Origin of the sequence: Pseudomonas bijieensis, from assembly GCF_013347965.1 — a bacterium.
Classification (GTDB): domain Bacteria; phylum Pseudomonadota; class Gammaproteobacteria; order Pseudomonadales; family Pseudomonadaceae; genus Aquipseudomonas; species Aquipseudomonas bijieensis.
In genome coordinates, this window is record NZ_CP048810.1 from 2521543 (window position 1) to 2535087 (window position 13545).

Here is a 13545-nt window from a genome sequence, read left to right on the forward strand (position 1 = left end):
AAGATCCCTTGTGGGAGCGAGCCTGCTCGCGAAAGCGGAGTGCCAGACAACAGATATACCGACTGATATGACGCCTTCGCGAGCAGGCTCGCTCCCACAGAGAGTCAGCGTGTGACTAGCGGTTGGCGCACGCCCAACCGACTGATCCACACCGCCACCAGTATCACCGACCCACCCAGCAGCAATCGCCCAAGTTCCTCGTGCTGGTTCCAGATCAGCAGGTTCACCAGCAGCCCTACCGGCACGTGCAGGTTGTTCATCACCGCCAGCGTCCCGCCGTTGACCAGGCACGCGCCTTTGTTCCACCAGTACAGCCCCAGCGCGGTGGAGACCAGGCCGAGGAACACCAGCACGCCCCATTGCAGCGGCGCTTCGGGCCAGAAATCCGCCTTGCCGAACAGCAGGAAAGCCGGCAACGCCACCATCAGTGCACCAAGATAGAAATAACCGAAACGTCGGTAATGCGGCAGGTCGCTCGGGTGACGGGCCACCAGGTGCTTGTACAGCACCTGTCCGGCCGCATAGGTGAAGTTGGCCAGTTGCAGCAGCAAAAAGCCCATGAAGAAATCCGGGTTGATCCGGTCGTAGCGAATCACCGCCGCGCCGGCCACGGCCACCAGCGCCGCGATCAGCGCCCAGGGATTGAAGCGACGGTTCAACGCGTCTTCGATCAAGGTCACGTGCAAAGGCGTAAGGATGGTGAACAGCAGCACCTCGGGCACCGTCAAGACCCGGAAGCTCAAGTACAGGCATACGTAGGTCACGCCGAACTGCAAGGCACCGATCAACAGCATGCCGCGCATGAACGATGGCTCCACCTGGCGCCAGCGCGTCAGCGGAATGAACACCAGCCCGGCCAGCAGCACCCGCACCAACACCGCGAAATAACTGTCCACATGTCCGGCCAGGTACTCACCGATCAAGCTGAAGGAAAACGCCTGGATCAGCGTCACAAAAAGTAGATAGCCCATAAGCCCCTCGTTTCGAATGGCGGCGAAGATAGCGGTTTTGAGGGATGGGCGCGAGCGTGATGGGCCGCTAGTTTCGGGTCACGGGTATGCACAGGAAGGCTGAGCGCAGTACTGTCCGCTCAGCATCGCTCAAAGTTTCGCCAAGGATAAGGAAGCCCCTCCATGCAACGTATTGAGTTTCGAAAAGTCATCGACCTCAGCCACATCATCAGCCCGGACATTCCGCTCTGGCCTGGCGATCCTCCGGTGACGTTCGATGAGGTGGCATCACCGGAAAAGGACGGGTATTACCTGCGCCGTTTCGCCATGGGCGAGCACAGTGCAACCCATATGAACGCGCCGAACAGCTTTCACCCCAATGCCATCGGGATTGATGCCTATGAGCCGGCGTCCCTGGTCCGGCCGGCCGTCGTGATCGATCTACGCATCCAGGCGCGGGACAATCCAGATTACGTGATCGGCATCCAAGACATCGAAAAATGGGAACAGGCTCACGGACGCATCGATCAGGGCAGCGTCGTGCTTTTTTACACGGGGTGGCAGACCCTGTGGGACGACCCCAGGCGTTTTATCAATGCGGATGACAAGGGCCCGCACTTTCCCGGCATAGGTGCCGCAACCACCACATTTCTGCTTGAGCAACGCCGTATAGCTGGCGTTGGTATCGATACCCATGGCGCCGATCCGGGCCAGGACACGGTTTACGCCACCAACAGCCAGATCCTGGCAAATGAGGGCATCGTCCTGGAATGCCTGACCAATCTCGATCAGTTGCCCGCGAAAGGCACGACGCTGGTGATTGGTGTGCTTCGACTGAAAAAGGGTTCGGGCTCTCCTGTTTCCGTCATGGCGTTTGTACCCTGAGCCCAGTCAGGCGCAGATCATCGAGGCAAAAAAAAGCCCGATCTCGCTAACGCGTTCAATCGGGCTGATGCACTCAGGAGCAATAAGTGCAAAGGGAGGTTCGATGCGCAAAACGGTTTGAAGGGAAGCGCCAGGACACTAGACCACCTGGCGATTACCCGAGGATTAACGGATCAGGCGACCTGGGACAGTTTGGCGTTGGCCTGATTCAGGCCCTTCTCCTGGAAGTCGCCGCCCAGGTTCATGCCCTCGGCATGGATGAAGGTCACGTCGTGGATCCCGATGAAGCCCATGACCTGACGCAGGTAGGGTTCCTGGTGGTCAGTGCTGCCACCGGCATGAATGCCGCCACGGGCAGTCAGCACGAAGGCGCGCTTGTCGGCCAGCAGGCCTTGGGGACCGGTTGGAGTGTATTTGAACGTCACGCCGGCACGCAGTACATGGTCGAGCCAGGCTTTCAAAGTGCTGGGGATGGCGAAGTTGTACATCGGCGCAGCCATCACCAGTACGTCGGCGGCCAGCAGCTCATCGGTCAGTTGGTTGGAGCGCTCCAGCGAGGCATTTTCAACCTCGTTGCGCTGCTCGACAGGCTTCATCCAGCCACCCAGCAGATTGGCATCCAGGTGCGGCACCGGATTGATGGCCAGGTCGCGAACGCTGATTTCGTCGGCCGGGTGTGCAGCTTTCCACTGGCTGATGAAGGTCTGGGTCAGTTGACGGGAAACCGAGTCTTGCTGGCGGGCACTGCTTTCGATGATCAGAACGCGGGACATGGCTTGTAGGCTCCATCTGAGAATGTTGTCAGTCGATGGAGTGAAGGTTAAACGCGAGCTTATCGATGAAAAAGCGCAAATAACTGCTGTAAAGCATCGATAATTTCGTTTATAAGCGGAGCAAGCCATGTCGCTTGCCCCGCTGCCGGGTTATTTCGGCTGGCAGGTCAGCTTGATGCGCAACTTGATGATGTTGCGGTTGAACTTGGCCGTGGCGTTCTTGAACTTGCCGGCGGCGACTTCGATCTTGCGGGTACGAGGCGCCTCGGGGCCATTGTTGAAGACCACGGTACAGGCCGCGTCGACGTTGCCGTAGTTGTTCACCTGGATAGAGCCGATGTCGGCATCGGTGTCATAGGCGTTGTAGTCGATGCTCAGGCCGTTGAGGTGTTTTTCCACATCGATCGGGTAGGCAAACGCAGTCAGCGGCAGCAAGGCCAGCACCGCACAACAGATTTTTTTCATTCGGCAGTCTCCACCAAGGGACCGCCAGCTTAGGACAAGAGGAGCTCATTATGAAAGCGCCCCGCGTGACCCTTGATCAATGGCGCACCCTGCAGGCCGTGGTCGACCATGGCGGTTTCGCCCAGGCCGCCGAAGTGCTGCATCGCTCCCAGTCATCAGTGAGCTACACCGTGGCCCGCATGCAGGATCAGCTCGGTGTACCGCTGCTGCGCATCGATGGGCGCAAGGCCGTGTTGACCGAAGCCGGCGGCGTGCTGCTGCGCCGCTCGCGGCAACTGGTGAAACAGGCCAGCCAACTGGAAGACCTGGCCCACCACATGGAGCAAGGCTGGGAAGCGGAAGTGCGCCTGGTGGTCGACGCGGCCTACCCCAACGCCCGCCTCGTTCGCGCCTTGACCGCGTTCATGCCACAAAGCCGTGGCTGCCGGGTGCGGCTGCGCGAAGAAGTGTTGTCGGGTGTCGAAGAAGTGCTGCTCGAAGGCGTGGCCGACCTGGCCATCAGTGGCTTCAGCATTCCCGGTTACCTGGGCGCGGAACTGAGCGATGTGGAGTTCATTGCGGTGGCCCACCCCGAGCATGCCTTGCACCGCCTCAATCGCGAGTTGAATTTCCAGGACCTGGAAAGCCAGTTGCAAGTGGTTATCCGCGATTCCGGCCGCCAGCAACCCCGGGACGTCGGCTGGCTCGGCGCCGAACAGCGCTGGACCGTGGGCAGCCTGGCCACCGCCGCCTCCTTTGTCGGCAGCGGCCTGGGATTCGCCTGGTTGCCCCGGCACATGATCGAACGGGAACTCAAGGAAGGCTTGCTCAAGCGTCTACCCTTGGAACAGGGAGGCAGCCGCAACTCGACCTTCTATCTTTTTTCAAACAAGGAAAAACCCCTGGGCCCGGCCACGCAAATCCTGATCGAATTGCTGCGCACCTTCGACACCGCGCCGCTGGATGCGCCGTTCGCCGCCCCTGAACAAGCCTGACAAGGACTTCGCCGATGGCCTACTTCGAACACGAAGGTTGCAACCTGCACTACGAGGAATACGGCCACGGCACGCCCCTGGTGCTGATCCACGGGCTGGGCTCCAGCACTCGGGACTGGGAAAAGCAGATCCCGGTGCTGTCCGCCCATTACCATCTGATCGTAGTAGATGTGCGCGGTCACGGTCGCTCCGACAAACCACGGGAGCGCTACAGCATCAAAGGCTTCAGCGCCGACCTGAGCGCCCTGATCGAACACCTGGACCTTGGCCCGGTGCACTTGGTGGGCTGGTCCATGGGCGGCATGATCTGCTTTCAACTGGCCGTGGATGAACCCGGGCGAATCAAGAGCCTGTGCATCGTCAACAGCGCCCCTGAAGTCAAGGTCCGCACGCCCGACGACTGCTGGCAGTGGTTCAAGCGCTGGAGCCTGATGCGTCTGCTCAGCCTGAAAACCATCGGCAAGGCCCTGGGCGCCAAGTTGTTCCCCAAGCCAGAGCAAACCGAGTTACGCCTGGAAATGGCCCGACGCTGGGCAAAGAACGACAAACGTGCTTATCTCGCCAGCTTCGATGCGATCGTAGGGTGGGGCGTTCAGGAACGACTTTCACAGGTCGCCTGTCCAACCCTCGTCATCTGCGCCGACCACGACTACACCCCGGTGGCGCTGAAAGAAGCCTATGTAAAGCTGCTGCCCGATGCACGGCTGGCGGTCATCGCCGATTCACGGCACGCTACCCCGCTGGATCAACCCGAACGCTTCAACCAGACCCTGCTCGAATTTTTGACTGCAACCGATTCCACCACTCAGGATCACTGACCCCATGCTGAAAAAAATCGCCCTCGCCGCCGGCACCGTACTGTTTGCTGCCAACCTGATGGCCGCCACGCCAGCCAAGGCACCCCATGTATTGCTGGACACCACCAACGGCCAGATCGAAATCGAACTGGACCCGGTCAAGGCCCCCATCAGTACCAAGAACTTCCTCGAGTACGTGGACAGTGGTTTCTACACCAACACGATTTTCCACCGTGTGATCCCAGGCTTCATGGCCCAGGGCGGTGGCTTTACCGCACAGATGCAACAAAAAGACACCAAGGCACCGATCAAGAACGAAGCCAGCAATGGCCTGCACAACGTTCGCGGTACCTTGTCGATGGCTCGCACCTCCAACCCGGACTCGGCCACCAGCCAGTTCTTCATCAACGTCGCCGACAACGCCTTCCTCGACCCGGGCCGCGACGCCGGTTACGCGGTGTTCGCCAAAGTGGTCAAAGGCATGGATGTGGTGGACATCATCGTCAACTCCCAGACCACCACTAAACAAGGCATGCAAAACGTGCCGGTCGACCCTGTGATCATCAAGTCGGCCAAGCGCATCGACTGAAGAGGCACACGGCAAGCCTGGGCGGCGCGGTGATCCCGTGCCGCCCATAGCAATAAGGAGAGCCCCTGCCAGGGCATTTACAAATGGTTTATCGCCGCTTCGAAACACTGATCGATATCTTCCGCGACGCCCCGACCTCGGCCCCACCGAACCGCGTCCTGCCCTTCTACACGTATTACCTGAAACAGGTCTGGCCCAGCTTCGCCGTGCTGCTGGTGGTCGGCCTGATCGGCGCGCTGATCGAAGTGGCACTGTTCAGCTACCTGAGCCGCATCATCGACCTGACCCAGGGCACGCCCAATGTCGACTTCTTCAAGATCCATGGCCTGGAACTGGCCTGGATGGCCGTGGTGGCGCTGATCTTCCGCCCCATTTTCGTGGCCCTGCATGACCTGCTGGTGCACCAGACCCTGAGCCCCAGTATGACCAGCCTGATCCGCTGGCAGAATCACAGCTACGTGCTCAAGCAGAGCCTGAACTTCTTCCAGAACGACTTTGCCGGGCGCATCGCCCAGCGCATCATGCAGACCGGCAACTCCCTGCGCGACTCGGCGGTCCAGGCCGTGGATGCCCTGTGGCATGTGCTGATCTACGCCGTCAGTTCCCTGGTGCTGTTTGCCGAAGCCGATTGGCGCCTGATGATTCCCTTGCTGCTCTGGATCGCCGGTTACATCGGCGCCCTTTATTACTTCGTGCCACGGGTCAAGGAACGCTCTGTAGTGTCTTCCGACGCCCGTTCCAAGCTCATGGGACGGATTGTCGATGGCTACACCAACATCACCACCCTGAAGCTGTTCGCCCACACCAACTTCGAACAGCAATACGCCCGCGAAGCCATCGAGGAACAGACCGAGAAGGCCCAACTGGCCGGCCGCGTGGTGACGAGCATGGACGTGGCCATCACCAGCATGAACGGGCTACTGATCGTCGGCACCACGGCGCTGGCGCTGTGGTTGTGGACCCAGTCGCTGATCAGCGTCGGCGCTATCGCGTTGGCCACCGGCCTGGTGATCCGCATCGTCAACATGTCCGGTTGGATCATGTGGGTCGTCACCGGCATTTTCGAAAACATCGGCATGGTCCAGGACGGCCTGCAGACCATTTCCCAGCCCGTCAGCGTCACTGACCGCGACCAGGCCAAGCCCCTGGCCGTGGGCCGGGGCGAGGTACGCTTCGAGCATGTGGATTTCCACTATGGCAAGAAAAGCGGCGTGATCGGCGACCTCAACCTGACCATCAGGCCTGGCGAAAAAATCGGCCTGATCGGCCCGTCCGGCGCCGGTAAATCCACCTTGGTCAATCTGCTGCTGCGCCTCTACGACGTGCAGGGCGGGCGTATTCTCATCGACGGCCAGGACATCGCCGAAGTTGGTCAGGAAAGCCTGCGCGAGCGCATCGGCATGATCACCCAGGACACCTCGCTGCTGCATCGCTCGATTCGTGACAACCTGCTCTACGGCAAGCCCGACGCCACCGACGCGCAACTCTGGGAAGCCGTGCGCAAGGCCCGGGCCGACGAGTTCATCCCACTGCTGTCGGACGCCGAAGGCCGCACCGGCTTCGATGCCCATGTGGGCGAGCGCGGCGTGAAATTGTCCGGTGGCCAGCGCCAGCGCATCGCTATCGCGCGGGTGCTGCTCAAGGACGCGCCGATCCTGATCATGGACGAAGCGACGTCAGCACTGGATTCGGAAGTCGAGGCCGCGATCCAGGAAAGTCTCGAGACCCTGATGCAAGGCAAGACCGTGATCGCCATCGCCCACCGCCTCTCCACCATCGCCCGGATGGACCGCTTGGTGGTGCTGGAGAATGGGCGTATCGCCGAAACGGGTAGCCATGCTGAACTGCTGGCCCATGGCGGGTTGTATGCACGGTTGTGGCAGCATCAGACGGGTGGGTTTGTGGGGATCGACTGAGCTCTACCTGACACAGCCAAACCCTGTGGCGAGGGAGCTTGCTCCCGCTGGGGCGCGAAGCGCCCCCCAAATCTGCGCCCCAACGCAATCAATAGGTTGGACACCCAGCCTTATTGGGGCTGCTGCGCAGCCCAGCGGGAACAAGCTCCCTCGCCACGGGGATCCGGTTTGAATCAGCAATACTGAAAAATTCTGTCCAGAATCCATTTAGCCCACATAGCAACGACATACTCCCCGCCGACCACGGCCAAGACCGCCACAGTCCCTGACTCTGGCGGTTTTTTGTACCGCTGGATTTGTCGATAAACCCTGCTGTACTCAGCTCAGGTTCTGGAGATGAACCTGTCGTAATTCTGCTGGATGCATAACCGATTATCACGACTGTTTTATCAAGGATGCTTATGTCTTTACTCAAACGTTCAACGACTGAGTTGTTGGGTACGTTCTGGCTGGTACTGGGCGGCTGCGGCAGCGCGGTATTGGCCGCTTCCGGGATTGGCGTGCTGGGCGTTGCCCTGGCGTTCGGCCTGACGGTATTGACCATGGCATTCGCCATCGGTCATATCTCGGGTTGCCATTTGAACCCCGCCGTTTCACTGGGCTTGTACGTGGGCGGGCGGTTTCCGGCCAGGGAGTTGCCTGCCTACATCATCGCCCAGGTTATCGGGGGGGTGCTGGCCGCCGCGTTGATCTACTTCATCGCCAGCGGCAAGGAAGGCTTTGACCTGGCCGCTTCCGGCCTGGCAGCGAACGGTTACGGCGAGCATTCGCCCGGTGGGTATTCGATGGCGGCGGGCTTTGTCACCGAGCTGGTCATGACGGCAATGTTCATCCTGATCATCCTCGGCGCCACCGATAAACGTGCGCCGGTCGGGCTGGCACCGATTGCCATCGGCCTGGCCCTGACGCTGATTCACCTGATCTCGATCCCGGTCACCAACACTTCGGTCAACCCGGCCCGCAGTACCGGTCCGGCGCTGATCGTCGGTGGTTGGGCCATCGAGCAACTATGGCTGTTTTGGGTGGCGCCGCTGCTGGGCGCGGTCATCGGCGGAGTCTCGTACCGCTGGCTAGGCCAGGAAAGCCGCTGAGTCACGCCTTCAAGGATCAGCACTGCCGATAAGGCAGTGCTGTTTTCGCTTCTTCGGCATATGCCAGCACCCCCTCATGCTCGCGCACGAGGAAATCCGCCACCGCTGCTTTCAGCCCCGGATGACGCAGGTAATGCCATGAGCGGGTAATCACCGGTTCGAACCCGCGAATCAATTTGTGCTCGCCCTGGGCACCGGCATCGAAACGCTGCAAGCCATGGGCAATCGCGTAGTCCATGCCCTGGTAGAAACAAGTCTCGAAGTGCAAACGGTCAAACTCCGCCAGGCAGCCCCAGTAGCGCCCGTAGAAACTGTCGCCGCCCACCAGGCTGAACGCCATCGCCACTGGCCGCGAACCTTGCTTGGCCAGCACCACACGAATGGCCTCGGGCATGCGTTCGGCCAGCAGGCTGAAGAATGTCCGGGTCAAATAGGGCGCCTGCCGTCGTATCGCGTAGGTGTTGGCGTAACAGGCGTAGACAAAATCCCACTGCGCCTCGTCCAACTGATGACCTTCGAGCCATTCGAACTCGATGCCCTGCCCCGCCACCTGTTCACGCTCCTTGCGCATCTGCTTGCGCTTGCGGGAACTGAGCGCATCGAGAAAGTCCTGGAAGTCCCGGTAACCGCGATTTTGCCAGTGGTACTGGCAGCCGATCCGTTGCAGCCAACCTTCCTGCCCGGCCAGCGCCGAATCGGTGAAAGCATCGGTGAAGTTGATATGGGCGCTGGAAAGCTCTTCGATTTCCAGATAACCCGGCAGGCTGCCCAGCAGTTCCAAGCCATCTTCGGCGCGCACCGCCAATAATCGCGGGCCACTGACCGGACTGAACGGCACCGCCGTCAGCAGCTTGGGGTAATACTCGATCCCGGCCCTGGCGCAAGCGTCGGCCCAGCCGTGGTCGAACACGTATTCACCATAGGAATGCCACTTGCGGTAACTGGGCAAGGCTGCCAGCAGACGACCGTCTTCAATGTGCAGCAAATGCTCGGGTTGCCAACCGGATTGCGGGCCCAGGCTGGCGCTGTCTTCCAGGGTACCGAGGAAGGCGTGGCGCAGGAACGGTTGATTGGCAGGCACCAGCGCGTCCCACTCGTGCGGGGCGATGGCGGACAGGCTATCCAAGACGTGAAGCGGCATGCGGTTCCTCGATATCCAGACGGCGGATGGGGCGAGTATCGCCGATCCTGAGCGGCCGGGCACAAAAAAAACCCCGCCAGGGGCGGGGTTCAAAGGAGCGCTTTAACGGATGAAGTCAGAGCGGTGTATCAAGTCAGCGCGATTCAGAACACGTACTGGGCACGGACTACGAAGCCGTCGCCATCGTCATCGCCATTGGCGTTGGTGACTTTGTCGGTCTTGGCCTTGACGTAGGCACCGGTGATTTTCACCGCTTCGTTGGCGTACCAGTTCACGCCCAGGTTGTGCACCTTGGCTTCGGCATCGCCCACTTCACGGGTCGCCGAGGCAGTGGTGATGTTGTCGTCTTCGACGGTCATGCTGTCGAAGCGGTAGAACACTTCCCAGGCACCGATGGATTTGTTCTGAGGCTTGATCGCGTCAAACTTGCCGACTTTATAACCACGGGACTCACCGGTGATGGTGTAGGCACCCTGGACGTAGAAGCCGTGGCCTTTGAGGTCTTCGAAGGCGTCGCTGTCAGCCTTGGTCTTACGGGAGATGTACTCACCCTGGATCGACGCAGGCCCCATGGCGAACGCGGCTTCCAGGCCGAAAGCGGTATCAGTGTCGTAAGAGCCGGCTGGCGAGTTGTTGGCGCCGCCCAGTACCGGACGGTTGCCGTTAGGACCGGCGTCGTTACCACCCAGGGTTTCAACACCACGCATGCCCAGACGGGAGCGATAACGCGCATCGAACGCGGTGTCCGAAACGTCACGGGAGGCTACGTTCAAACCGAAGTGCAGCACGTTGCCCGCTTCGTGCATCGGGGCGAACACGAAACGACCGTTGACTTGCTTGACGCTGTCGCCGTCGGTGTCGTCGGTGTCCTTGCTGAACACGCCGGCCGAAGCATAGAACGAATCGGCGAAGGTGCTGGACGCCTGGATGCCCAGGCCGTTCTGATGGCTGTTGGCCCAGTCGATCAGGTCGTAGGCAGCGTTACGCTCAGGCGCGGTCACCCACTTGGAGCTGGTGGCTTTTTCCAGGCCGAAGTCGGGGTCGAAGCGACCGACCTTGATCGACACCGGCTTGAAGCCGTTGTAGGCCAGGGACGCTTCGTCGAAGTAGCCGTTATCGGAGTCGCCACTGTTGTGGGACATGTCGTAGTTGATGGTGTAGGCCCAATCCGTGTACAGCACGCCGGACAGTTCCAGGAACGCACGGCGGATGTAAGCGGCGTCGGCCGATTTGCCGTTGTCGGTGTAGATACCGTCGAACTGGCTGTAGTCAGCCTGCACACGACCACCGAGCTTGAAGCTGAACTCTTTGTCAGTGGTAGCGACCTCAAGGCCGCCCTTGGTCTTGACCACGATATCGGCGCCATCGGTGGTGACGGTGCCGGCGAAAGCCTGGGCGGTTACTGCCATTGCCAGTGCGCTGGCGGCAACACCTGCGAAGTGCTTACGGATCATCGAAGAATTCCCCTGTTGGTAGTCTATGCGTTAGAAAACACGCGGAACTGGGCCCGCTGGTGTTGGGAGGGGATCTTGGCGGCCGGTTGTGTCAGGCGAGTTGCTATCACATAAAGATTTTATGACAGCGGAACTTTTTACTTCGAATGGGAATATAAAACCCCCTGTGGGAGCGAGCCTGCTCGCGATAGCGGTGGGTCAGTCAACACAACGCTGGCTGATCCGCCGTTATCGCGAGCAGGCTCGCTCCCACAGGGGGGTCGGTGGTGTATCGAAGATTACTTAGATGTTTTGCGACGCTCGGCGGCGAGTTTCTCGGCGAGGTGATCCAGGTCGGGAACCGGCGGTTGCGGCAGTTTTCTGAGGGTCGCCTGCATCAGGCGCATCTGGCGGATGAATCGTCGGCAATTGGGACAGAACATCAGGTGATGGCGCACCATCAGGCGTTCACGAAAGCTTAACTGGCCGTCGAGATAATCGCTGGAGCGCGCCACTTGTTCCTTGCAGGTCAGCATTCGCCGGTTTCCTCGAAATGTTCAACAGTCGCGAAGACCTTCAGTCGGGCGCGATGCAGCAGCACGCGGACATTGGAGAGCGAAATGCCCAGCAGATTACAGATTTCGTCCAGTTCCAGGCCCTGTTGTTCCCGCAGAGTCAGCACGCTGCCTTGCAGTTCCGACAGGCTGAGCAACGTATGCTCCAGGCAATCACGCAACTCACGCTCGGTGAGCAACGCTTCGGGCGTGTCCTGGTGCCAGGCGAACGGCGCCAGCAGCCAATGCCCATCGGCGGCGAAACGATCATCGCCAAGGGTGCCGTGGGGCGACGGCAGGTCGTCGAGCAGCACTTCCCGACGGTTCTGTTTGTAGCGGCCCTTGGCGGCATTGGCCGTGATGGTCAACAACCAGGTCTTGAGGCTGGAACGCCCCTGGAAACCGCTGAGATTGTGCACCACCGACAGCCAGGCGTCCTGCACCACTTCGTCGGCATGACGGCTGCCAACGATGGCATAGGCCACGGCGCGCATCGGGCTCTGGTAGGTGCTGACCAGTTCCTTGAAGGCCTGCTGCTCACCGGCCAGGAGGCGTTGGAGCAGGTGGGTGTCGTCGGTGACCGTCATTCAACGCCCTATGGCTGGATAGATCGCTGTTGTGGCATGGGAATTCATGTGGGAGCAAGGCTTGCCCGCGATGCAGGCGACGAGGTCTTCCATAAACCAAGTCGCCTGTTTCGCGAGCAAGCTTTGCTCCCACATGGCCTTGCTCCACAAAAAATTTCGGCGTAGCAACAGTGGATCAACGCTTGCGCAAAATCACGCTACCAATCGAATACCCGGCGCCGAACGAGCTGAGCACGGCGACCGAACCGCTGGGCAAGTCGTCCTGGTACTTGTGGAACGCAATCACCGACCCCGCCGAACTGGTGTTGGCATAGCGGTCGAGGATCACCGGGGCTTCCTCTTCGGTGGCTTCACGCCCCAGCAGTTTGCGTACGATCAGGTGGTTCATGCTCAGGTTGGCCTGGTGCAACCAGAAGCGCTTGACCTCGCCAACGTTCAACTGGTTTTCCTCCAGGTGGGCACCGATCAGTTCGGCCACCATCGGGCAGACGTCACGGAACACCTTGCGGCCTTCCTGGACGAACAACTTGTCGCGGCTGCCGATGCCTTCTTCTGCGGCGCGGTTGAGGAAGCCGAAGTTGTTGCGGATGTTGTTGGAGAACTTGGTCAGCAGCTTGGTGCTGACCACGTCGAACTGGTACGGCGAGGTCGCCAGGTCCGCACGCTCGATGATCACGGCAGTGGCCGCGTCGCCAAAGATGAAGTGGCTGTCACGGTCGCGGAAGTTCAGGTGGCCGGTGCACACTTCCGGGTTGACCATCAGGATCGCCCGGGCCTGGCCCAGTTGCACGCTGTTGGCCGCGGCCTGGATGCCGAAGGTGGCCGAGGAACAGGCCACGTTCATGTCGAAACCGAAACCTTCGATGCCCAGGGCTTCCTGGACTTCAATGGCGATGGCCGGGTACGCGCGCTGCAGGTTGGAGCAGGCGACGATCACGCCATCGATGTCGGCGGCGGTGCGACCGGCGCGTTCCAACGCCTGTTTTGCCGCGCCGACAGCCATTTCACACAGCACCGACCACTCGTCGTTGGAGCGCTCGGGCAAACGGGGGGTCATGCGTTGCGGGTCGAGGATGCCGTCCTTGTCCATGACGAAGCGGCTCTTGATGCCCGAGGCCTTTTCGATGAACGCGGCGTTGGATTCGGTCAACGCCTCGACTTCACCGCGCTCGATGGCCTCGGCGTTGTCGGCGTTGAATTGCGCGACATAGGTATTGAAAGATTGCACCAGCTCTTCGTTGGAGATGCTGTTGGCCGGGGTGTACAGGCCGGTGCCGCTGATGACGACGTTATGCATGGTCGTGTCTCTGATCTGTTCAGGCAGAAAGCATTGGCACCGACGTACCAATACACAAAGGGACTTTTCCCATCCGGGGAAGCAGTCCTGGCA

At 60.4% G+C, this 13545-nt stretch carries 14 protein-coding genes; 6 read left to right on the forward strand and 8 right to left on the reverse strand.

What is annotated here, in order from left to right; translation table 11 throughout:
- Positions 1-104: 104 nt before the first annotated feature.
- Positions 105-971 carry a carboxylate/amino acid/amine transporter gene (locus GN234_RS10830; RefSeq protein WP_109755821.1) on the reverse strand — a complete coding sequence of 289 codons (867 nt, stop codon included), beginning with the start codon at positions 969-971 and terminating at the stop codon, positions 105-107.
- A 162-nt stretch (positions 972-1133) separates the two neighbouring features.
- Here GN234_RS10830 and GN234_RS10835 point away from each other — a divergent pair, with 162 nt between their 5' ends.
- Positions 1134-1835, forward strand: coding sequence for a cyclase family protein (locus GN234_RS10835; RefSeq protein WP_116831709.1), 702 nt, complete (start codon positions 1134-1136; stop codon positions 1833-1835).
- A gap of 173 nt (positions 1836-2008) precedes the next feature.
- Here GN234_RS10835 and GN234_RS10840 read toward each other — a convergent pair whose 3' ends face one another.
- Both GN234_RS10840 and GN234_RS10845 read right to left on the reverse strand, forming a co-directional pair.
- A complete protein-coding gene (locus tag GN234_RS10840) occupies positions 2009-2608 on the reverse strand; it encodes an FMN-dependent NADH-azoreductase (RefSeq protein WP_109755823.1) in 600 nt (199 codons plus the stop codon).
- A gap of 150 nt (positions 2609-2758) precedes the next feature.
- The gene (locus GN234_RS10845) at positions 2759-3073 is read right to left on the reverse strand and encodes a 3-phosphoglycerate kinase (RefSeq protein ID WP_109755824.1); all 315 of its coding nucleotides are present in this window, start codon (positions 3071-3073) and stop codon (positions 2759-2761) included.
- A gap of 50 nt (positions 3074-3123) precedes the next feature.
- Here GN234_RS10845 and GN234_RS10850 point away from each other — a divergent pair, with 50 nt between their 5' ends.
- The 5 genes from GN234_RS10850 (at position 3124) to aqpZ (ending at position 8440) form a co-directional block, all read left to right on the forward strand.
- A complete protein-coding gene (locus tag GN234_RS10850; RefSeq protein ID WP_109755825.1) occupies positions 3124-4047 on the forward strand; it encodes a LysR family transcriptional regulator in 924 nt (307 codons plus the stop codon).
- Between the two features lie 14 nt (positions 4048-4061).
- Positions 4062-4865 (forward strand): alpha/beta fold hydrolase, encoded by an 804-nt coding sequence (locus tag GN234_RS10855; RefSeq protein ID WP_176688455.1) that lies wholly within the window; start codon positions 4062-4064, stop codon positions 4863-4865.
- A 4-nt stretch (positions 4866-4869) separates the two neighbouring features.
- On the forward strand, positions 4870-5433 hold the full coding sequence (locus tag GN234_RS10860; protein WP_109755827.1) for a peptidylprolyl isomerase: 564 nt from the start codon (positions 4870-4872) through the stop codon (positions 5431-5433).
- Between the two features lie 83 nt (positions 5434-5516).
- Positions 5517-7349 (forward strand): ABC transporter ATP-binding protein, encoded by a 1833-nt coding sequence (locus GN234_RS10865; protein WP_176688456.1) that lies wholly within the window; start codon positions 5517-5519, stop codon positions 7347-7349.
- Positions 7350-7750: 401 nt separating this feature from the next.
- Positions 7751-8440, forward strand: a complete 690-nt coding sequence (gene aqpZ, locus GN234_RS10870; protein WP_116831707.1) for an aquaporin Z — start codon at positions 7751-7753, stop codon at positions 8438-8440.
- Between the two features lie 16 nt (positions 8441-8456).
- Here the strand turns inward: aqpZ and GN234_RS10875 are convergent, their stop codons facing one another.
- The 5 genes from GN234_RS10875 to GN234_RS10895 form a co-directional block, all read right to left on the reverse strand.
- Entirely contained in the window at positions 8457-9581 is a 1125-nt protein-coding gene (locus tag GN234_RS10875) for a GNAT family N-acetyltransferase (RefSeq protein WP_163854944.1), read from the reverse strand.
- A gap of 143 nt (positions 9582-9724) precedes the next feature.
- Entirely contained in the window at positions 9725-11035 is a 1311-nt protein-coding gene (locus tag GN234_RS10880; RefSeq protein WP_109755831.1) for an OprO/OprP family phosphate-selective porin, read from the reverse strand.
- A gap of 278 nt (positions 11036-11313) precedes the next feature.
- Positions 11314-11550, reverse strand: coding sequence for an anti-sigma factor family protein (locus GN234_RS10885; RefSeq protein WP_176688457.1), 237 nt, complete (start codon positions 11548-11550; stop codon positions 11314-11316).
- On the reverse strand, positions 11544-12155 hold the full coding sequence (locus GN234_RS10890) for an RNA polymerase sigma factor (RefSeq protein ID WP_176688458.1): 612 nt from the start codon (positions 12153-12155) through the stop codon (positions 11544-11546). The genes GN234_RS10885 and GN234_RS10890 overlap by 7 nt, the downstream gene beginning before the upstream one ends.
- Positions 12156-12330: 175 nt before the next feature.
- On the reverse strand, positions 12331-13452 hold the full coding sequence (locus GN234_RS10895) for a beta-ketoacyl-ACP synthase III (protein ID WP_109755834.1): 1122 nt from the start codon (positions 13450-13452) through the stop codon (positions 12331-12333).
- Between the last annotated feature and the right edge of the window lie 93 nt (positions 13453-13545).